The organism is Pseudomonas sp. yb_2, from assembly GCF_043103905.1.
GTDB classification, from domain to species: domain Bacteria; phylum Pseudomonadota; class Gammaproteobacteria; order Pseudomonadales; family Pseudomonadaceae; genus Aquipseudomonas; species Aquipseudomonas alloputida.
Map to the genome: position 1 here is coordinate 122,955 of NZ_JBICKH010000017.1, position 20,536 is coordinate 143,490.

The 20,536-nt window shown below is 62.2% G+C and carries 14 protein-coding genes and 2 pseudogenes; 7 read left to right on the forward strand and 9 right to left on the reverse strand.

What is annotated here, in order from left to right; all coding sequences use genetic code 11:
- The 4 genes from ttgB to ACF8FB_RS04120 all read left to right on the forward strand — a co-directional run bounded on the left by ttgB (position 1) and on the right by ACF8FB_RS04120 (position 6,907).
- Positions 1 to 3,153, forward strand: coding sequence for a multidrug efflux RND transporter permease subunit TtgB (ttgB, locus tag ACF8FB_RS04105; protein ID WP_010952493.1), 3,153 nt, complete (start codon positions 1 to 3; stop codon positions 3,151 to 3,153).
- On the forward strand, positions 3,150 to 4,604 hold the full coding sequence (locus ACF8FB_RS04110) for an AdeC/AdeK/OprM family multidrug efflux complex outer membrane factor (RefSeq protein WP_010952492.1): 1,455 nt from the start codon (positions 3,150 to 3,152) through the stop codon (positions 4,602 to 4,604). Before ttgB ends, ACF8FB_RS04110 begins: the two co-directional genes overlap by 4 nt.
- A gap of 312 nt (positions 4,605 to 4,916) precedes the next feature.
- Positions 4,917 to 6,173: an OprD family porin gene (locus ACF8FB_RS04115; protein WP_010952491.1), complete on the forward strand. Its 1,257-nt coding sequence runs from the start codon at positions 4,917 to 4,919 to the stop codon at positions 6,171 to 6,173.
- Between the two features lie 209 nt (positions 6,174 to 6,382).
- Entirely contained in the window at positions 6,383 to 6,907 is a 525-nt protein-coding gene (locus ACF8FB_RS04120) for a DUF962 domain-containing protein (protein ID WP_010952490.1), read from the forward strand.
- A gap of 53 nt (positions 6,908 to 6,960) precedes the next feature.
- Here the strand turns inward: ACF8FB_RS04120 and pcaC are convergent, their stop codons facing one another.
- The 8 genes and pseudogenes from pcaC to pcaR all read right to left on the reverse strand — a co-directional run bounded on the left by pcaC (position 6,961) and on the right by pcaR (position 15,077).
- A complete protein-coding gene (pcaC, locus tag ACF8FB_RS04125; protein ID WP_010952489.1) occupies positions 6,961 to 7,353 on the reverse strand; it encodes a 4-carboxymuconolactone decarboxylase in 393 nt (130 codons plus the stop codon).
- Positions 7,354 to 7,363: 10 nt separating this feature from the next.
- On the reverse strand, positions 7,364 to 8,155 hold the full coding sequence (pcaD, locus tag ACF8FB_RS04130) for a 3-oxoadipate enol-lactonase (RefSeq protein ID WP_350298620.1): 792 nt from the start codon (positions 8,153 to 8,155) through the stop codon (positions 7,364 to 7,366).
- Positions 8,156 to 8,166: 11 nt separating this feature from the next.
- A complete protein-coding gene (locus ACF8FB_RS04135; RefSeq protein WP_010952487.1) occupies positions 8,167 to 9,519 on the reverse strand; it encodes a 3-carboxy-cis,cis-muconate cycloisomerase in 1,353 nt (450 codons plus the stop codon).
- A 9-nt stretch (positions 9,520 to 9,528) separates the two neighbouring features.
- On the reverse strand, positions 9,529 to 10,818 hold the full coding sequence (locus ACF8FB_RS04140; protein WP_010952486.1) for an MFS family transporter: 1,290 nt from the start codon (positions 10,816 to 10,818) through the stop codon (positions 9,529 to 9,531).
- A gap of 187 nt (positions 10,819 to 11,005) precedes the next feature.
- The gene (gene pcaF, locus ACF8FB_RS04145; RefSeq protein WP_350298806.1) at positions 11,006 to 12,211 is read right to left on the reverse strand and encodes a 3-oxoadipyl-CoA thiolase; all 1,206 of its coding nucleotides are present in this window, start codon (positions 12,209 to 12,211) and stop codon (positions 11,006 to 11,008) included.
- A pseudogene (locus ACF8FB_RS04150) lies at positions 12,208 to 12,303 on the reverse strand (CoA-transferase subunit beta); the annotation flags it as partial. The gene pcaF and the pseudogene ACF8FB_RS04150, both read right to left, overlap by 4 nt.
- Positions 12,304 to 12,534: 231 nt before the next feature.
- On the reverse strand, positions 12,535 to 13,881 hold the full coding sequence (locus ACF8FB_RS04155; RefSeq protein ID WP_020192010.1) for an MFS transporter: 1,347 nt from the start codon (positions 13,879 to 13,881) through the stop codon (positions 12,535 to 12,537).
- Between the two features lie 320 nt (positions 13,882 to 14,201).
- Positions 14,202 to 15,077: a pca regulon transcriptional regulator PcaR gene (pcaR, locus tag ACF8FB_RS04160; protein WP_003251938.1), complete on the reverse strand. Its 876-nt coding sequence runs from the start codon at positions 15,075 to 15,077 to the stop codon at positions 14,202 to 14,204.
- Positions 15,078 to 15,556: 479 nt separating this feature from the next.
- On the opposite strand from pcaR, the gene ACF8FB_RS04165 reads away from it, so the two are divergent.
- Both ACF8FB_RS04165 and ACF8FB_RS04170 read left to right on the forward strand, forming a co-directional pair.
- Complete coding sequence (locus ACF8FB_RS04165; protein WP_003251937.1) at positions 15,557 to 15,757, forward strand: hypothetical protein; 201 nt, start codon at positions 15,557 to 15,559, stop codon at positions 15,755 to 15,757.
- 312 nt (positions 15,758 to 16,069) lie between these two features.
- On the forward strand, positions 16,070 to 17,542 hold the full coding sequence (locus ACF8FB_RS04170) for an inorganic phosphate transporter (RefSeq protein ID WP_003251935.1): 1,473 nt from the start codon (positions 16,070 to 16,072) through the stop codon (positions 17,540 to 17,542).
- A gap of 121 nt (positions 17,543 to 17,663) precedes the next feature.
- On the opposite strand, the gene ACF8FB_RS04175 is transcribed toward ACF8FB_RS04170, so the two are convergent.
- Positions 17,664 to 19,139, reverse strand: coding sequence for a helicase HerA-like domain-containing protein (locus ACF8FB_RS04175; RefSeq protein ID WP_350298618.1), 1,476 nt, complete (start codon positions 19,137 to 19,139; stop codon positions 17,664 to 17,666).
- Positions 19,140 to 19,307: 168 nt separating this feature from the next.
- On the opposite strand from ACF8FB_RS04175, the pseudogene ACF8FB_RS04180 reads away from it, so the two are divergent.
- A pseudogene (locus tag ACF8FB_RS04180) lies at positions 19,308 to 20,324 on the forward strand (cache domain-containing protein); the annotation flags it as partial.
- Positions 20,325 to 20,536: the final 212 nt, after the last annotated feature.

Here is a 20,536-nt window from a genome sequence, read left to right on the forward strand (position 1 = left end):
ATGTCGAAGTTCTTTATCGATCGCCCGATCTTCGCCTGGGTGATCGCCTTGGTGATCATGCTGGTCGGGGCCTTGTCCATCCTGAAGCTGCCGATCAACCAGTACCCCAGTATCGCGCCGCCAGCCATCGCCATCGCCGTGACCTACCCGGGCGCCTCGGCGCAAACCGTGCAGGACACCGTGGTGCAGGTGATCGAGCAGCAGCTCAACGGTATCGACAACCTGCGTTATGTGTCGTCGGAAAGTAACTCCGACGGCAGCATGACCATTACCGCCACCTTCGAACAGGGCACCAACCCCGACACCGCGCAGGTACAGGTACAGAACAAGCTGAACCTGGCCACCCCGCTGCTGCCGCAGGAAGTGCAGCAGCAAGGTATCCGCGTCACCAAAGCAGTGAAGAACTTCCTGCTGGTGATCGGCCTGGTCTCCGAAGACGGCAGCATGACCAAGGACGACCTGGCCAACTATATCGTCTCGAACATGCAGGACCCGATCTCGCGTACCGCGGGTGTAGGTGACTTCCAGGTGTTCGGTGCGCAGTACGCCATGCGTATCTGGCTCGATCCGGCCAAGCTGAACAAGTTCCAGCTGACCCCGGTCGACGTCAAGACCGCTGTGGCCGCACAGAACGTGCAGGTGTCTTCCGGCCAGCTCGGCGGCCTGCCAGCCCTGCCGGGCACCCAGCTGAACGCCACCATCATCGGCAAGACCCGCCTGCAAACCGCCGAGCAGTTCGAGAGTATCCTGCTCAAGGTCAACAAAGACGGTTCACAGGTGCGCCTGGGCGATGTCGCCCAAGTAGGCCTGGGGGGTGAAAACTACGCCGTCAGCGCCCAGTTCAACGGCAAGCCGGCTTCCGGCCTGGCGGTAAAACTGGCAACCGGCGCCAACGCGCTGGACACCGCCAAGGCACTGCGCGAGACCATCAAAGGCCTGGAACCGTTCTTCCCGCCGGGAGTCAAGGCGGTATTCCCGTATGACACCACCCCAGTGGTCACCGAATCGATCAGCGGCGTGATCCACACCCTGATCGAAGCCGTGGTGCTGGTGTTCCTGGTGATGTACCTGTTCCTGCAGAACTTCCGCGCCACCATCATCACCACCATGACCGTACCGGTGGTATTGCTGGGTACCTTCGGCATCCTTGCCGCCGCGGGCTTCAGCATCAACACCCTGACCATGTTCGCCATGGTTCTGGCCATCGGCTTGCTGGTGGACGACGCCATCGTCGTGGTGGAGAACGTCGAGCGGGTCATGTCCGAGGAAGGCTTGCCGCCCAAGGAAGCGACCAAACGCTCGATGGAACAGATCCAGGGCGCCCTGGTGGGTATCGCCCTGGTGCTCTCGGCCGTACTGCTGCCCATGGCGTTCTTTGGCGGCTCCACGGGTGTGATCTACCGGCAGTTCTCCATCACCATCGTCTCGGCCATGGGCCTGTCGGTGCTGGTTGCGCTGATCTTCACCCCGGCGCTCTGCGCAACCATGCTCAAACCGCTGAAGAAGGGCGAGCACCACACCGCCAAAGGTGGCTTCTTCGGCTGGTTCAACCGCAACTTCGACCGCAGCGTCAACGGCTACGAGCGCAGTGTAGGCGCCATCTTGCGCAACAAGGTGCCATTCCTGCTGGCCTATGCGCTGATCGTGGTCGGCATGATCTGGCTGTTCGCCCGCATCCCTACCGCGTTCCTGCCAGAAGAAGACCAGGGCGTACTGTTCGCTCAGGTGCAGACCCCGGCCGGCTCCAGTGCCGAACGCACGCAGGTCGTGGTCGACCAGATGCGTGAATACCTGCTCAAGGACGAAGCCGATACCGTATCGTCGGTGTTCACGGTCAACGGTTTCAACTTCGCAGGCCGCGGCCAGAGCTCGGGCATGGCCTTCATCATGCTCAAACCCTGGGATGAACGCTCGAAGGAAAACAGCGTGTTCGCCCTGGCCCAGCGTGCCCAGCAGCACTTCTTTACCTTCCGTGATGCGATGGTGTTCGCCTTCGCCCCGCCAGCGGTGCTTGAACTGGGTAACGCCACCGGCTTCGACGTGTTCCTTCAGGACCGCGGCGGTGTCGGCCACGAGAAGTTGATGGAGGCGCGCAACCAGTTCCTGGCCAAAGCTGCGCAGAGCAAGATCCTCAGCGCCGTGCGCCCGAACGGCCTGAACGATGAACCGCAGTACCAGCTGACCATTGATGACGAACGTGCCAGCGCCCTGGGCGTGACCATTGCCGACATCAACAACACCCTGTCGATTGCCTTGGGTGCCAGCTACGTCAACGACTTCATCGACCGTGGCCGGGTCAAGAAGGTGTACATCCAGGGCGAACCCAGCGCGCGGATGAGCCCGGAAGACCTGCAAAAATGGTACGTGCGCAACGGCGCAGGGGAGATGGTGCCGTTCTCCTCCTTCGCCAAAGGCGAATGGACCTACGGTTCGCCGAAGCTGTCGCGTTACAACGGTGTCGAAGCGATGGAAATCCTCGGTGCACCGGCGCCTGGCTACAGTACCGGTGAAGCCATGGCCGAGGTCGAGCGCATTGCAGGCGAGCTGCCAAGCGGTATCGGCTTCTCCTGGACCGGCATGTCCTACGAGGAAAAACTCTCCGGCTCGCAGATGCCGGCGCTGTTCGCCCTCTCGGTGCTATTCGTGTTCCTGTGCCTGGCGGCCCTGTACGAAAGCTGGTCGATCCCGATCGCTGTGGTGCTGGTAGTACCGCTGGGTATCATCGGTGCGCTGATCGCCACCAGCCTGCGCGGCCTGTCCAACGACGTGTACTTCTTGGTTGGCCTGTTGACCACCATCGGTCTTGCGGCGAAAAACGCCATTCTGATCGTGGAATTCGCCAAGGAGCTGCACGAACAAGGCCGCAGCCTGTACGACGCAGCGATCGAGGCGTGCCGCATGCGTCTGCGCCCGATCATCATGACCTCGCTGGCGTTCATCCTGGGCGTGGTACCGTTGACCATCGCCAGCGGCGCCGGCGCCGGCAGCCAGCACGCCATCGGTACTGGCGTGATCGGCGGCATGATCAGTGCGACCGTGCTGGCTATCTTCTGGGTACCGCTGTTCTTCGTCGCAGTGTCGTCGCTGTTCGGCAGCAAAGAGCCGGAAAAAGACGTCACCCCTGAAAATCCACGTTATGAGGCTGGGCAATGACCAAGTCTTTGTTGTCCCTGGCGGTAACCGCTTTCATTCTTGGCGGCTGCTCGCTGATCCCTGACTACCAGACCCCGGAGGCGCCGGTGGCTGCGCAGTGGCCGCAAGGCCCTGCTTACTCGCCGACGCAATCGGCGGATGTTGCCGCTGCTGAACAGGGCTGGCGCCAGTTCTTCCACGACCCGGCGCTGCAACAGCTGATCCAGACCTCGCTGGTCAATAACCGCGACCTGCGCGTCGCGGCGTTGAACCTCGACGCCTACCGTGCGCAATACCGCATTCAGCGCGCCGACCTGTTCCCGGCGGTTTCGGCCACCGGCAGCGGCAGCCGCCAGCGTGTCCCGGCGAACATGTCGCAAACGGGCGAATCTGGCATCACCAGCCAGTACTCGGCCACCTTGGGCGTCAGCGCCTACGAGCTGGACCTGTTCGGCCGCGTGCGCAGCCTGACCGAGCAGGCCCTGGAAACCTACCTCTCCAGCGAGCAGGCGCGTCGTTCCACGCAAATCGCCCTGGTAGCCAGCGTGGCCAACGCCTACTACACCTGGCAGGCCGACCAGGCCCTGTTCAAGCTGACCGAAGAAACGCTGAAGACCTACGAGGAAAGCTACAACCTCACCCGTCGCAGCAACGAAGTCGGCGTGGCCTCGGCCCTGGACGTCAGCCAGGCGCGTACCGCCGTGGAAGGCGCCAGGGTCAAGTACTCGCAGTACCAGCGCCTGGTCGCCCAGGACGTCAACAGCCTGACCGTGCTGCTGGGCACCGGCATTCCTGCCGACCTGGCCAAGCCGCTGGAGCTTGATGCCGACCAACTGGCCGAAGTACCGGCCGGCCTGCCATCGGATATTCTTCAGCGTCGCCCGGACATTCAGGAAGCCGAGCACCTGCTCAAGGCTGCCAACGCCAACATTGGTGCAGCCCGCGCAGCGTTCTTCCCGAGCATCAGCCTGACCGCGAACGCCGGCAGCCTGAGCCCCGACATGGGCCACCTGTTCTCGGGCGGCCAGGGCACCTGGCTGTTCCAGCCGCAGATCAACCTGCCGATCTTCAACGCCGGCAGCCTCAAAGCCAGCCTGGACTACTCGAAAATCCAGAAGGACATCAACGTCGCCAAGTACGAAAAAACCATCCAGACGGCCTTCCAGGAAGTCTCCGATGGCCTGGCGGCACGCAAGACCTTCGAAGAGCAGTTGCAGGCCCAGCGCGACCTGGTGCAGGCGAACCAGGACTACTACCGCTTGGCCGAACGCCGTTACCGCATCGGGATTGACAGCAACCTGACCTTCCTCGATGCCCAACGCAACCTGTTCAGTGCCCAGCAAGCGCTGATCGGAGACCGCCTGTCGCAGCTGACCAGCGAGGTCAACCTGTACAAGGCGCTTGGCGGTGGCTGGTACGAGCAGACCGGGCAGGCCAACCAGCAGGCATCGGTGGAAACACCGAAAGGCTGATCGGCCTTGTTGCAAAAGCAGAAAGCCCACCCTTATCGGTGGGCTTTGTTTTTACTGCCTGTGCCGGCTGGGCGCAAGCCGTCGTAGGAGCGGATTTACCCGCGAAGAGGCCGCCCCAGAAGAGTTATTAACCAACCGGAACATTCCGTTCGATTATCGCCCCGTTCCGTTTGCGGCGAATTGCCTCACCCCCGCACTACCCCGCACCATCCCCCCACGCAACGTTACTCAAGTTCATCAAAAACACCCGCACCTGCAGGCCCGATCCCGCAGTGCACCGGCTCGACCATAAAAACAAGAGATCCACGACAGATGAGCATTTCGCTACCCGCACGTCAGCTGCTGCCTGGCCTGTTGGCCATGTCCTGCGCCCTCCCCGCATTCGCCGCCAACGAAGGTGGTTTCATCGAGGACGCCAAGGCCACCCTCAACCTGCGCAACTTCTACATCAACCGCAACTTCGTCGACCCGGCCCACCCACAGGGCAAGGCCGAGGAATGGACACAAAGCTTCATCCTCGATGCCCGTTCCGGTTTCACCCAGGGCACGGTCGGTTTCGGCGTGGACGTACTGGGCCTGTACTCGGTCAAGCTCGACGGCGGCAAAGGCACCACCAACACTCATCTGCTGCCCGTGCATGGCGACGGCCGCCCGGCCGATGACTTTGGCCGGCTGGGTGTGGCGCTGAAGGCCAAGCTGTCCGAAACCGAGCTGAAAGTCGGTGAATGGATGCCGGTACTGCCAATCCTGCGTTCGGACGATGGCCGCTCACTGCCGCAAACATTCCGCGGTGGCCAGCTGACCTCCAGGGAAATCGCCGGCCTGACCCTGTACGCCGGCCAGTTCCGCGGCAACAGCCCGCGCAACGATGCCAGCATGGAAGACATGTCGCTCAACGGTAAAGCCGCCTTCACCTCCGACCGTTTCAACTTCGGCGGCGGTGAGTACACCTTCAACGACAAGCGCACCATGATCGGCCTGTGGGATGCCCAGCTCAAGGACATCTACCGCCAGCAATACCTCAACCTGACGCACAGCCAGCCGCTGGGCGACTGGACGCTGGGCGCCAACCTGGGCTACTTCATCGGCAAGGAAGATGGCGCCGAACGGGCCGGCAAGCTGGACAACCGCACCGCCTCCGCCTTGCTTTCGGCGCGCTACCAAGGCCACACCTTTTACGTTGGCCTGCAGAAGGTCAGCGGCGACGATGCCTGGATGCGGGTCAATGGCACCAGTGGCGGTACCCTGGCCAACGACAGCTACAATTCAAGCTTCGACAATGCCAAGGAGCGTTCCTGGCAGGTTCGCCATGACTTCAACTTCGCCACCGTCGGCGTACCCGGGCTGACCCTGATGAACCGCTATATCAAGGGTGACAACGTCACCGTGGGCAGCGTGGACGATGGCAAGGAATGGGCGCGGGAAACAGAGCTGGCCTATGTGGTGCAGTCGGGCAGCTTCAAGGACCTGTCGCTGAAATGGCGCAACTCGACCATGCGTCGCGACTTCAGCACCAACGCGTTCGATGAGAACCGCTTGATTGTGAGTTATCCGCTGAATCTTCTGTGACTCAATTGGCCTCTTCGCGGATAAACCCGCGAAGAGGCCAGACGCCCTCCCTTTTGAAGGCATCATTGGCAACAGCGTGATGAAAACCCTGCCATGAATTGCCCAGTGCGAGCTGCCGCCATTCGCTGAGCTGATGATGGTGGTGACTGCAGGCTATCCTGATCACTATCAGGTACAGGTGAAACAAAGCAGAACAGGGAGGCACAACAATGAAAACCCTCGTCGACCACCTGAGCCAATACGCCAACTACCACCGCGATCCACGCAACATCGCCACCCACTTCGTCGGCATCCCCATGATCGTGCTGGCAGTCACCATCCTGCTTTCACGCCCAGGCTGGGAGATAGCTGGCATGTGGCTGTCCCCTGCCCTGCTGGCAGCGGCGGCATCTGTGTGGTTCTACTTGCGCCTGGACCTGCGCTTCGGGCTGGTGATGGGGCTGTTGCTGGGCCTGTGCCTGTGGGTCGGTGAGGCGCTGGCAGTGCAGTCGACAACGCTATGGCTCGGCGCCGGGCTGGGGGCGTTCGTGGTGGGCTGGATCATCCAGTTCATCGGCCATTACTACGAAGGCCGCAAACCGGCATTTGTCGACGACGTGAGCGGCCTGATCATCGGGCCACTGTTCGTGGTGGCGGAAGCTGCGTTCATGCTGGGCCTGTGCCCGACCCTGAAGCGCGCCGTGGAAGCCAACGCCGGCCCGATTGCCATGCGGCAAAAAAAGGCATCGGTGTAAAGGCCATTCGCGGGCAAGCGCCCTGTTGCAGGGGGCCTGCCCGTGATCACGGTTTACTGGCGAGACTCTACGCCAAGTTCATCCCACACCGACTCAGCCAGGTGGAACGTGGCATTGGCCGCCGGAATGCCGCAGTAGATCGCGCTCTGCATCAGCACTTCCTTGATCTCGTCGCGGGTCACGCCATTGTTGGCCGCCGCACGCAGGTGCAGCTTCAGCTCGTCGTTGCGGTTCATGCCGATCAGCATGGCGATGGTGATCAGGCTGCGGGTATGGCGCGGCAGCCCCGGGCGGGTCCAGATGTCACCCCAGGCGTGGCGGGTGATCATTTCCTGGAACTCGCCATTGAAGTCGTTGAGCTTCTCCAGGCTGCGGTCCACGTGGGCATCACCCAGCACTGCGCGGCGCACTTGCATGCCAGCGTCGTAACGTTGTTTCTCGTCCATGGCGTTGTCCTCAGTGAGCCAGCAGGAAATCGAGCACGCGGCGGCTGAAGGCCTCGCCAATCTCGACGTTGGACAGGTGCGCCGCCGGGAAGTCGACGTACTCGGCACCTTGGATACCGGCCTGCATGAAGCGGCCATGCTCAGGGGTGGTAACCACGTCTTGCGTACCGGCAACGATCAGCGCGGGCACCTGGATGCGGCCCAGTTGCTCACGATAATCCGCGTCACGTACCGCTGCACAGTTGCCTGCGTAGCCTTGTGGGCTGGTTTGCGCCAGCATCTGGCAGATACGCTGGGCCTGCTCCGGCTGTGCCTGGGCAAAGCCTGGCGTGAACCAGCGGGCGATGGAGGCATCGCGCAGGTCGACCATGGCCTGCTGGCCGCCCTTGAGTACCGTGTCGATACGGGTGTTCCACACCTCGTCGTTGGCGATCTTGGCGGCCGTGTTGCACAGGGTCAGGCTGTGCAGGCGCTCACCTGCATGGATACCCAGCCACTGGCCGATCAGGCCGCCCATCGACAGGCCGACGAAGTGAGCCTTTTGAATGTCCAGGCCATCGAGCAGGGCCAGCACGTCGCGGCCCAGCTGTTCGATGCTGTAAGGGCCTTCAGTGACCAGCGATGCGCCGTGACCACGGGTGTCATAGCGCAGCACCCGGAAGTGCTGACTCCAGAGCGGAATCTGGGTGTCCCACATGCCCAGGTCGGTACCCAGCGAGTTGGACAGGACCAGCACCGGGGCGTCATCCGGGCCATCGATCTGGTAATTCAAAACGCCATCGGCCAGTTGCAAGTGCGCCACAGCGGTCTCCTTCAGGCAGTGAAACGTTGATGTTCGGACACGGCGCGCGCCACCCAGACGCGGGCCTGGCCCAGGTAATGGGCAGGGTCGAGCAGGCGATCGAGTTCTTCGCCAGACAGCTCGGCGCTGACCTGCGGCTCGTCACCCAGCACGGCACGCAGGTGCCGCTGTTCGGCCACCGCGCGTTGGCAGCATTGTTCCAGCAGGTGGTGGGCACGGTCGCGACCCAGACGCTGGGCGAGGACGATGCTCACCGCTTCGGCCAGCACCAGGCCTTGGGTCAGGTCGAGGTTACGGCGCATGCGCGCGGCATCCACCTCCATGCCCTCGGCAATCACTTGAGCCTGGCGCAGGGCGCCAGAGACCAGGCAGCAGATATCCGGCAGGGTTTCCCACTCGGCATGCCATAGGCCCAGGCTGCGTTCGTGCTCCTGAGGCATGGCTGCGAACAGCGTCGACAGCAGGCCCGGCACGCGGGTCGCGGCACCGATCAACACGGCGGCACCCACCGGGTTGCGCTTGTGTGGCATGGTCGAAGAACCACCCTTACCCGGCGCAGAAGGCTCAAACACCTCCCCCGCCTCGGTTTGCATCAGCAAGCTGATATCACGGCCGAACTTGCCCAGGCTGCCGGCAACCAGGCCCAATACCGAGGCAAACTCCACCAGGCGGTCGCGCTGGGTGTGCCAGGGCTGCTCGGGCAGGGTCAGCTTGAGCTGTTCGGCCAGCGCTTCGGCCACCGGCATCGCCTTGCTGCCCAGCGCCGCCAGGCTGCCCGAGGCACCGCCGAACTGCAGGACCAGAAGGCGCGGGCGCAGTTCCTGCAGGCGCTGACGGTGGCGGGTCAAAGCACCCAGTACACCGGCCAGTTTCATGCCCAGGGTCACCGGGGTGGCGTGTTGCAACCAGGTACGACCCACCAAGGGCGTATCGGCGTGCTTCAAGGCCTGCTGCGACAGGGTATCGGCCAGCTTGCCGAGGTCGGCCTCGATCAAATCGAGGGCATCGCGCAGCTGCAGAACCAGACCGGTATCCATCGCATCCTGGCTGGTGGCCCCAAGGTGCACATAGCGCTCAGCCTCTGGCACGCCGGTGGCGATCACCTTGCCCAACGCTTTCACCAGCGGAATGGCCGAGTTGCCCGCGGTGGCGATGGCATTGGCCAGCGCGCCAACGTCATAGCGCTCGGCCTGGCATGCCGCCTCGATGGCCGCTACCGCGCTGTGCGGGACCAAACCGGCAGAGGCTTCGGCTCGGGCAAGCGCGGCTTCGAAATCCAGCATGCCCTGCAGGCGGCCTCGGTCGGAGAAAATCTCGCGCATGGCCGGCGCGGTGAAATAGGCGTCGAACAGTTGGTTGCTCATGCAGCGTCCTTAATCATCATGGTGCAGGTACGCCGCCTGCTTCGGCAGGCGCAGGCTGAACAGGAAGGCAATCGCCATCATCGCCGTCACGTACCAATAGAAAGTGTTTTCCATCCCCAGGGTTTTCAGGCCCAGGGCCACATACTCGGCCGAACCGCCGAATGCTGCGTTGGCCACCGCGTAGGCCAGGCCAACACCCAGTGCACGCACCTGCGGCGGGAACATCTCGGCCTTCACCAGACCGCTGATCGAGGTGTAGAAACTCACGATACACAGGGCCAGGCTGATCAGCACGAAGGCCATGATCGGGCTGGTCACGGTTTTCAGCGCCATCAGCAGCGGCACGGTGCACAGGGTACCGAGGCCGCCGAACAGCAGCATCGAATTGCGCCGGCCGATACGGTCGGACAGCATGCCGAAGAACGGCTGCACCACCATGAACAGGAACAACGCCCCGGTCATCACGTAGCTGGCGTTCTTGGCGGTCATGCCCGCGGTGTTGACCAGGTACTTCTGCATATAGGTGGTGAAAGTATAGAAAATCAGCGAGCCACCCGCGGTGTAGCCCAGTACCGTGATGAACGCCGCTGCGTGATTGCGGAACAAACCTCCGATCGAACCTGCATCCTTGTCATTGCGGGCTTCGGCGCTACTGGTCTCGTGCAGCGAACGGCGCAGCATCAGCGAGATCAGGGCGGCGATGGCGCCCACCACGAAGGGAATGCGCCAGCCCCAGGCCCGCAGTTCATCTTCAGTCAGCAGCTGTTGCAGGATCACCACGACCAGGACTGCCAGCAACTGGCCGCCGATCAGGGTGACGTACTGGAACGAAGCAAAGAAGCCGCGCTGCCCACGCAGCGCTACTTCACTCATGTAGGTGGCCGTGGTGCCGTATTCGCCCCCTACCGACAGCCCCTGGATCAGGCGGGCCAGCAATAGCAGCGCCGGGGCCCAGGTGCCGATGCTGGCATAGGTGGGCAGGCAGGCGATCATCAGGGAGCCGAAGCACATCATCAGCACCGAGATCATCAGGGAATTCTTGCGACCATGGCGGTCGGCGAGGCGGCCGAAGATCCAGCCACCAATGGGGCGCATCAAAAAGCCCGCGGCGAATACACCCGCCGTGTTCAACAGCTGCACGGTGGGGTCGTCGGAGGGGAAGAAGGCCGGGGCGAAGTAGATCGCGCAGAAGGCGTAGACGTAGAAGTCGAACCATTCCACCAGGTTGCCTGATGAGGCACCGACAATAGCGAAGATGCGCTTGCTGCGTTCTTCGCCGGTGTAATAGGTTGAGGTCATGACGGGTTTACTCCTGGAGGGTCCTAGGTAGTTCTAGACATACCTAGTAACACACTCGTTCCGCTATCGGGCTGGCAATGGGCCTTATGTCTCACAGGAGAGGCCTCTTCGCGGGGAAGCCCGCTCCCACAGGTGATTGCGTGGATCCCTGTTGGAGCGGGCTTCCCCGCGAAGAGGCCGGTACAGGTCAAACCCGCTCGATGGCCAACGCCAGACCTTGGCCGACACCCACACACATGGTCGCCAGGCCCTTGCGACCGCCACTCTTCTCCAGCTGGTGCAACGCAGTCAGTACCAGGCGAGCACCGCTCATGCCCAGTGGGTGGCCCAGGGCAATGGCACCGCCATTAGGGTTTACCTGGGGCGCATCGTCAGCCACACCCAGCTCACGCAGCACCGCCAGGCCTTGGCTGGCAAACGCTTCGTTAAGCTCGATCACGTCGAAATCACTTACCGCTATCCCCAGACGCTCGGTCAGTTTGCGCACCGCCGGCACCGGGCCAATGCCCATGACACGTGGCGCAACGCCGCCGCTGGCCATGCCCAGAACGCGGGCACGCGGAGTCAGGCCGTGTTTCTTCACCGCTGCGGCCGAGGCCAGGATCATCGCCGCAGCACCGTCGTTCACGCCCGAGGCATTGCCGGCGGTGACCGTCTTGTCCGGGCCGTTGACCGGCTTGAGCTTGGTCAGCGCCTCCAGCGTGGTTTCAGGGCGCAGGTGTTCGTCACGTTCGACGATGATTTCGCCCTTCTTGTGAGCGATACGCACCGGCACGATTTCTTCGGCAAAGAAGCCGGCAGCCTGTGCGGCGGCAGCCTTCTGCTGGCTGCGCAGGGCGAAAGCGTCCTGGTCAGCACGCGAAACCTGATAGTCGTCGGCCACGTTGTCGGCGGTTTCCGGCATGGAATCCACACCGTACTGGCTCTTCATCAGCGGGTTGATGAAACGCCAGCCAATAGTGGTGTCTTCCAGCTTCATGTTGCGCGAATAGGCGCTTTCAGCCTTGCCCATGACGAACGGGGCGCGCGACATCGACTCGACGCCACCGGCAATCACCAGATCCATCTCGCCGCTGGCGATGGCGCGGAACGCGGTGCCGACGGCATCCATGCCCGACGCGCACAGACGGTTCAGGGTGACGCCCGGGATGCTTTCCGGCAGGCCGGCCAGCAGCAGTGCCATGCGGGCCACGTTGCGGTTGTCTTCACCGGCCTGGTTGGCGCAGCCGAAGAACACTTCGTCTACCTGGTCCCACTGCACGCCAGGGTTGCGCTCGATCAGCGCCTTCAGCGGCACGGCTGCCAGGTCGTCGGCCCGCACGCTGGCCAGGGCGCCGCCGAAGCGGCCGATCGGGGTACGGATGGCATCACAGATGAATACGTCGTGCATCAGGCTTCTCCTGCCAGCTGGCCATGGTCAGCGGCGGTACGGGCGTCGAGGTCACGCATGGCGGACAGCTCGATTTGGGTGGGTTCGGAAATGGTCTGCGCGTGGCATTTGGAGGCTCCTGGTCAGGGTGCTTCGGTAAACCCAGATTAAGGAGACTGGTAGGTACCTTACAATCCGATAATCGACTATCTGTGCGATTAACGAACCATTTGTTGCACGACTATCCACCCCACGCGCAGGGCAACTGTGCGCCCTGATTGCAGCACAACGCCGCCCCTGCGGGAGCGGCGTTACGCTGTGAATGGGCCGCAACGCGGCCCTCGCCCTCAGGTTGCGTCGGCGTGGCTGACCAGCCCCTTGACGACCACTCCCACGGTCGCCAGCGCCGCCGGTACCAGCAACGCCGTCAGCACCTGCTCGAAGCTCCAGCCCAGGCCCAGCAGCGTTGCACCACTCCAGGCGCCGAGAATCGCACCAAAGCGGCCAATACCCAGCATCCACGATACGCCTGTGGCCCGGCCCTGGGTGGGATAGAAGCGCGCCGCCAGCGATGGCATTGCCGACTGCGCACCGTTCACGCACATACCGGCAACGAGCACCAGCGTGGCTAGCAAGGTGATGTTGCCCAGGCTCTGCCCAACTGCGTAGGCGAACACCCCGGCCAGCAGATAGAAAATGCCGATCACCTTGTGCGGATTGAAACGGTCCATGGCCCAACCCACGCCGACTGCACTTAGCACGCCGCCAAACTGGAACAGCGCGCCGATGAACGCCGCCTGCTCCATGCTCGCGCCGCTGTCACGCATCAGGGTTGGCAGCCAGCTGGTCAGGAGGTAGACGATCACCAGGCCCATGAAATAGGTCAGCCACAGCAACACGGTGCCCAAGCCATAGGTGCCAGAGAAGATCACCGCGAACACGTTGCGCGCAGCCACCGCCTTTTGCTCAGGCACGCTGAAACTGCCTGCCTCGGCCACCACTTGCGGCGCGATTGGCGACAAGGTCTTGCGCACCTTGTCGGTGCCGCGGTTGCGCACCACCAGGAACCGCGCCGACTCCGGCAGCCAGACCATCAGCACCAGCGCCAGCAGCAACGGCAGCACGCCACCGATGACCAGCAGGCTGTGCCAGCCGTAGGCCGGGATCATCTTGGCGGAAATGAAGCCACCACCCGCCATGCCCAGGTTGAAGCCACAGAACATGCTGGTCACCAGCAGCGACTTGAGGCGCTCCGGGGTGTATTCGGACAACAGCGTGGTAGCGTTGGGCATGCCTGCACCCAGGCCCAGGCCAGTCAGGAAGCGCAGTACCAGCAACTGGTCGACGTTGGTGGCATAGGCCGAGGCCAGGCTGAAGCCACCGAACACCAGCACCGCCCCCACCAGCACGCCTTTGCGGCCGAAACGGTCAGCCAGCGGCCCGGAGCCCAGGGCGCCGAACACCATGCCGATCAACGCGGCACTCATGACCGGCCCAAGGCTGGCGCGGTCGATCCCCCACTCTTGCGACAGTGCAGGGGCGATGAACCCCATGGCAGCGGTGTCCAGGCCGTCGAGGAAGACGATCAGGAAGCACAGCAGCACGACCCGCCACTGATAGCGGGACAGCGGCTGCTGATTGATGAATGACTGAACGTCGAGGCTTTTGCCGACGTTGGTTTGCGCTTGGTTCATTATTGTTATCCAGAATGTGGGGCACAGTCAGGCCATTGCACGCGGGCATCCGGTACAAGGGCGATGATTGGGGTATATGGCCTGGGTCAGCCTGGATATAACGATACTGCATGCGGGTGCGGCCGCAGCAGCGAGGTGACAGTATTCATGAGTGAGTGCCTCTAGTGTTTTTCTTGTTCGGTCGGCTAGCCGACCGTTGCGAGAGACATTAATCAGCCGGCCGAGGTGACGCAATTCACCCGGCACGACACTGTGCGTTTATCGCACAGGAAACGGTTTTGCCTGTTCTGATCCGGGGCCGCAAAGTGCTCCCTGCGGTCTCAACCAAACAACTGGTGGCAAAGGTCCCGGCTGGCTGCCAGCAAAATCGGCAAGAACCGCTGCTCCAGTTCACTGCGGGTCACCCGCCCGACATGGGTACTGACGTTCAGCGCAGCCAACACCTGCCCCGAAGCGTCATACACCGGCACGGCAATCGATCGCAGCCCCTGTTCCAGTTCCTGGTCTACCACACACCAGCCCTGTGCGCGCACCTGCTGGATGCAGGCGAACAACGATTCGGGGTCATTCAGGGTGCGGCTGGTGCGCGCCTTGAGGTCGGCACGTTCCAGGTACTCACGCAGGCTGGTGTCATCCATGGCCGCCAGCAGAATGCGCCCCATCGACGTGCAATAGGCCGGCAGGCGCCCGCCCACCGACAGATCGACCGAGATCAGCCGCTCGACCGTGGCCGAACGGGCTATATAAAGGATGTCGTCGCCCTCGAGGGTGGCCATGTTGGCCGCCTCATGCAGCTGGTCGCTGATGCGATCCAGGTACGGCTGTGCAGAAATTGCCAGCGGCGTCGACGACAGGTAGGCATGCCCCAAGGTCAGCACTTTGGGCAGCAGCGAATAGGTACGCCCGTCGGTGGTGGCGTAACCCAGTTTGATCAACGTGTGCAGGCAACGGCGCACCGCCGCGCGAGGGATTTCGGTACGGTGGCTGATCTGGGCGATGGTCAGGTGGCGCTTGCGCTCCTGGAATGCCTGGATCACGGCCAGGCCACGTGCCAGTGAGGTCATGAAGTCCGGGTCACCGGTAAAGGCCTGGATGCGCTTGGCCGGGGAAGCCACGATCGGCGGCGCCATGGCAGCCGAAGCAGGTCGCGCCACCTCAGCATTGCCGGAATCGTTGCCCAGGGTTTCGTCACTCATCGCACACCTCAAAAAAAACACCGGTTCGTGCGATTATCGAACAAACGGCCGATAATCGCAATTGACCGCCGACACTTTTGCTTATACCTTTCCCATGCCACTTGTGGCTTCTTTGGAGAGACTGGTCAGGTACCCACCGTAGAAGTCCCCAGGCAACGGCCTCGCCTTTCGGCGAGGCCGTTTTTCATTACGGCCCGCCCTGACATTGCAACGAACTTCTATCCGCCATTCCTTTCAAACTTTGTACGAAAGGTCCCAACTGTTCGCGGGCACAATCTGCTACTTACGTCAGATGATGTCAGGGTTGCGTAAATTATCGATGTTCGGCGAATTATCGGTTGCTATAATCGATTGCGCAGGCCCTCCGCTTACCGTGGTCGTTGAACCTTCCGCTTTATCAAGCCGTTGCGGCCAGCAAGGCAAAATGCATGTTGCACAATGCATGACAACAGTCATTACACTTATTTCAGGTACTGCACGTGACGAAAGATGAACTGCGCGCGGAACTCGAGCGCCAGGCTGAACGTTACAAGGATGTTTATGGTGGCGAAGTCACCACATACGCCGCACAACCGGATCCGGAACGCAAACCCTGGCGCAAGCGTGCCAGCGTTCGCGACCAGGCCTTCAGCCAGGAACTGGAACGCATCGAAAAAGAACTGCGCAGCGACAATCCCTGAGCCTCGGGGCCCTCTGCGCGTCGTCGCCCGGCCTACCCGGGCGAGCTCGATCTTTACTGTCTGGCCGATGATGAAATGGAATCACACAAATTTCATACAGTCGTTTGAATTTTTGCGAAATGGATTTTTCTCAAGATTTCGGCCTTTTTTCGCCCTACTTTGTGATTTTTAGCCGCTATTTACCTCCCGTACCGCCCCCCTCTGCATGACACGCTTGCACCATGAAGACTGTCATCTGCCTGTTACAGGTGCATCGATTGCCAAGGTTTTCTGGCATAATCCCGCCCCCCTAAGACCCGCCAGACAACCTTCATGATCGATTTATTCAGCGGACTGGATGCCTGGGTGTTGGTGAGCCTGCTGCTCGCCTTGACCTTCGTACTCGCCTTCGAGTTCATCAATGGCTTTCATGACACCGCCAACGCGGTAGCTACCGTCATCTATACCAAAGCCATGCCGCCGCACCTCGCCGTGTTCTTCTCCGGCGTGTTCAACTTCCTTGGCGTTCTGCTCGGCGGTGTAGGGGTGGCCTATGCCATCGTGCACCTGTTGCCGGTAGAGCTGCTGATCAATGTGAACACCGGCCACGGCCTGGCCATGGTCTTCTCGTTGCTGGCTGCGGCCATCACCTGGAACCTGGGCACCTGGTACTTTGGCATCCCCGCCTCCAGTTCGCACACGCTGATCGGCTCCATCCTCGGTGTTGGCCTGGCCAACGCCCTGATCAACGACATTCCGCTGGGCGACGGCGTCAACTGGCAGAAAGCGATCGATATCGCCATGTCGCTGGTGGTCTCGCCAATGGCCGGCTTCGCCGTTGCTGCCCTGGTGCTGATCGGCCTGAAATGGTGGCGCCCGCTGTCGAAGATGCACAAAACCCCGGAACAGCGCCGCAAGCTCGACGACAAGAAGCACCCGCCCTTCTGGAACCGTCTGGTCCTGGTGGTTTCCGCCATGGGCGTGAGCTTCGTGCACGGCTCCAACGACGGCCAGAAAGGCATCGGCCTGATCATGCTGGTGCTGATCGGTATTGTCCCGGCCAAGTTCGTACTCGACCTGAACAGCACCACCTACCAGATCGAACGTACGCGCGACGCCACCCTGCACATGAGCCAGTTCTACCAGCGTAACGCCGCCACCCTGGGCGAGTTCCTGGCACTGGGCAAGGCCAAGGCCAGCGACCTGCCGGAGCAGTTCAGTTGCAACCCGCAGCAGACCGAGCCGACCATTGCTGCGCTGCAGACCTCGCTGAAGGGCGTGACGGACTACCACAGCCTCGATGCCGAGAAGCGCGTTGAAGTGCGCCGCTATCTGTTGTGCCTGGATGACACGGCGAAGAAGGTTGGCAAGCTGCCAGGCCTGGACGCCCGTGAAAAGTCCGACCTTGAAAAACTGCGCAAAGACCTCACCGCCACCACCGAATACGCCCCGTTCTGGGTGATCGTGGCCGTCGCACTGGCCCTTGGCCTGGGTACCATGGTTGGCTGGAAGCGCGTGGTGTTGACGGTGGGCGAGAAGATCGGCAAACAAGGCATGACCTATGCCCAAGGCATGTCGGCACAGATCACCGCAGCCTGCGCCATCGGCATGGCCAACGTATTCGCCCTGCCGGTATCGACCACCCACGTGCTGTCGTCCGGCGTGGCCGGCACCATGGTCGCCAACAAAAGTGGCCTGCAAGGCGGCACCGTGAAGACCATCCTGCTGGCATGGGTCCTGACCCTGCCTGCCTCGATGGGCCTGGCGGCCGGCCTGTTCTGGCTGGCGTCCAAAGCCATTGGCTGAGTGACACCGCAATGAATGAAGGCGCCCTCGGGCGCCTTTTTCATAGCCGTTATGCCTACGCCACCTTGTTCTTTGCCGGAGCGGGCTTGTGCTACCAAGGGTATGGCGCGGCGCAGGAAGACTACCTTTTCTTGCCCCCTAACAACGACCCCATCAACCCGCGCACCAACTGCCGCCCCAACTGGTTAGCGGCCTGGCGCACTGCCGACTTGATCGCCTGCCCCGCTGCACTCTGCAAGAACTCACCCGCCTTGTCGGCAAAACTCTCTTCATCCGCCTTCGGTTGTGGCGCCGGTTCCACCGGCTCGCCCTTACGCTGGCTCAGCATTTCATAGGCAGACTCACGGTCCACCGGTTTGTCATAGCGCCCCGCCAGTGGCGAAGCGGCAATCAGCGCACTGCGCTCAGCCGCACTCAGTGGCCCGATACGCGACTGCGGCGGTGCAACCAGCACCCTCTGCACCATGGCCGGCGTGCCCTTCTCTTGCAACGTACCCACCAGCGCTTCGCCAATACCCAGTTCGGTCAGCACCGCCAGGGTGTCGAACGTCGGGTTGGGGCGGAAACCATCGGCTACCGCCCGCAGCGACTTCTGCTCCTTGGCCGTGAACGCCCGCAAGCCGTGCTGAATGCGCAAGCCCAACTGGGCCAGTACCGCGTCGGGCAAGTCACCCGGCGACTGGGTAACGAAATAGACCCCCACCCCCTTGGAGCGGATCAACCGGACCACTTGCTCGAGACGGTCCTGCAGCGCCTTTGGCGTGCCGTTGAACAGCAAGTGTGCTTCATCGAAGAACAGCGCCAGCACCGGCTTGTCGGCATCACCGCGCTCGGGCAACTGCTCGAACAGTTCGGCCAGCAGCCACAACAGGAACGTCGCGTACACCTTGGGTGCCTCGTGCACCAATCGGCTGGCATCGAGCAGGTGGATACGTCCACGTCCATCCGGATCAGGGCGCAGCAGGTCCTCCAGTTGCAATGCCGGCTCGCCGAACAGTGCCTCGGCGCCCTGCTGCTCCAAGGTAGCGAGCCGGCGCAACAAAGCCTGGGTGGAGGCCGTGGTCATCAGCGCGCTGTCTTCGCCGAGCAGCTGTGGGTTGTCCTTCAGATGCGCCAGCAGGGCCTTGAGGTCTTTGAGGTCCAGCAGCAGCAGGCCTTCGCGGTCGGCCACCTTGAATGCTGCATAAAGCGCCGCCTGCTGGCTGTCGGTCAGTTCCAGCAAGTTGCCCAGCAACAACGGCCCCATTTCACTGAGGGTGGTGCGCAGCGGGTGGCCAGACTGCCCGGCGACATCCCACAAGCTCACCGGGTAAGCCCTGGGCGTATGCCCCAGCCACGGCATGCCGGCGATGCGCTCAGCCACCTTGCCCTGTGGCGCACCGGCAGCACCCAGGCCACAAAGGTCGCCTTTGACATCCGCGGCGAACACCGCCACCCCTGCGTCGCTGAACACCTCCGCCAGGCGCTGCAGGGTGACGGTCTTGCCAGTACCGGTTGCGCCAGCCACCAGACCGTGGCGGTTGGCCAGGCGCATTGCTTGCCCGACTGGCTGGCCATCCGGGCCCGCGCCTACAACGATGGTCGAAAATTCCGACATCTCTTTAATCCTCTGCTCAAGCTTTAGCTTAATTCGGCCGATACCTGTGGGTGTTATTCGCCTTAATAGAGAGGAACAGCCGAAAAGGGACTTTTCGGGATGTTGCACAACCTACGGCTCCACTCGTGCGAACGCCTGATATAAAACCTTAGCGGAACCGATTACGCCATGAACAAAAGCCTTCGTTTCAGCCACAAGATTCTTTTGGCGGCATCACTGATCGTGATACTCGCCTTCAGCCTTTTCACCCTCTACAACGATTACCTCCAGCGTAATGCGATCCGCGAGGACCTGGAAAACTATCTGGCTGAAATGGGCGCCTCCACGTCGACCAACATTCGCAACCTGTTCGAGGGCCGGATAAAACTGGTGGAAAACCTGGCGCAGAACATTGCCCAGGACCCGGCCAACGCCGAAACCCTGATGGGTCAGAATGCGCTGATATCCAGCTTCCTCACGGTCTACCTGGGCAAAGTCGACGGCGGTTTCAGCGTGCGCCCGGACGCGAAGATGCCCGACGGCTACGACCCGCGCACCCGCCCTTGGTACAAGGACGGCATGAACGCCAGCGGCGCGACGCTGACCGAACCCTACATCGACATGACCACCAACAAGATGGTCATCGGCATCCTCAGCAAGGTCTCCAGCAGCGTTGGCGTGGTCGGCGGCGACCTGGCCCTGGACGGCCTGGTGCAGATCATCAACTCGCTGAACTTCGGCGGCATGGGATACGCCTTCCTGGTCAACGACCAGGGCAAGATCCTGGTGCACCCGGATAAGGATCTGGTCATGAAGTCGCTGTCGGACCTGTTCCCGCAGCACACGCCGAAACTGACCGGCGAGCTGACCGAAGTGCAAAGCGATGGCCAGACCCGCCTGCTGACCTTCAGCCCGATTACCGGCCTGCCGTCGGCGAACTGGTACATCGGCCTGTCGGTGGACAAGGACAAGGCCTTCTCGATGCTCAGCACCTTCCGCACCTCTGCGGTGATCGCCACGGTAGTGGCAGTGGTGATCATCATCGGCCTGCTCGGCCTGCTGATCCGCGTGTTGATGCAACCGCTGCACACCATGACCCGCGCCATGGAAGACATCGCCGAAGGTGAGGGCGACCTGACCAAGCGCCTGCACATCCACAGCCACGACGAATTCGGTGTCCTCGGCAACGCCTTCAACCGCTTCGTCGAACGCATTCACAGCAGCATTCGCGAAGTGTCCTCAGCCACCGAGCAGGTCAACGAAGTGGCCCTGCGGGTGATCAGCGCTTCGAACTCGTCGATGACCAACTCCGACGAGCAGTCCAACCGCACCAACAGTGTCGCAGCCGCCATCAACGAACTGGGCGCTGCGGCTCAGGAAATCGCCGGCAACGCCGCCCAGGCTTCGCAGCACGCAAG

Bases quoted from the DNA above. Each gene is read 5' to 3' on its own strand.
- ACF8FB_RS04175 (WP_350298618.1), bottom strand. From the start codon at position 19,139: ATGTCGGAATTTTCGACCATCGTTGTAGGCGCGGGCCCGGATGGCCAG.
- pcaR (WP_003251938.1), bottom strand. From the start codon at position 15,077: ATGAGTGACGAAACCCTGGGCAACGATTCCGGCAATGCTGAGGTGGCG.
- ttgB (WP_010952493.1), top strand. From the start codon at position 1: ATGTCGAAGTTCTTTATCGATCGCCCGATCTTCGCCTGGGTGATCGCC.
- ACF8FB_RS04170 (WP_003251935.1), top strand. From the start codon at position 16,070: ATGATCGATTTATTCAGCGGACTGGATGCCTGGGTGTTGGTGAGCCTG.
- ACF8FB_RS04140 (WP_010952486.1), bottom strand. From the start codon at position 10,818: ATGACCTCAACCTATTACACCGGCGAAGAACGCAGCAAGCGCATCTTC.
- ACF8FB_RS04155 (WP_020192010.1), bottom strand. From the start codon at position 13,881: ATGAACCAAGCGCAAACCAACGTCGGCAAAAGCCTCGACGTTCAGTCA.
- ACF8FB_RS04115 (WP_010952491.1), top strand. From the start codon at position 4,917: ATGAGCATTTCGCTACCCGCACGTCAGCTGCTGCCTGGCCTGTTGGCC.
- ACF8FB_RS04110 (WP_010952492.1), top strand. From the start codon at position 3,150: ATGACCAAGTCTTTGTTGTCCCTGGCGGTAACCGCTTTCATTCTTGGC.
- ACF8FB_RS04120 (WP_010952490.1), top strand. From the start codon at position 6,383: ATGAAAACCCTCGTCGACCACCTGAGCCAATACGCCAACTACCACCGC.
- ACF8FB_RS04135 (WP_010952487.1), bottom strand. From the start codon at position 9,519: ATGAGCAACCAACTGTTCGACGCCTATTTCACCGCGCCGGCCATGCGC.
- pcaC (WP_010952489.1), bottom strand. From the start codon at position 7,353: ATGGACGAGAAACAACGTTACGACGCTGGCATGCAAGTGCGCCGCGCA.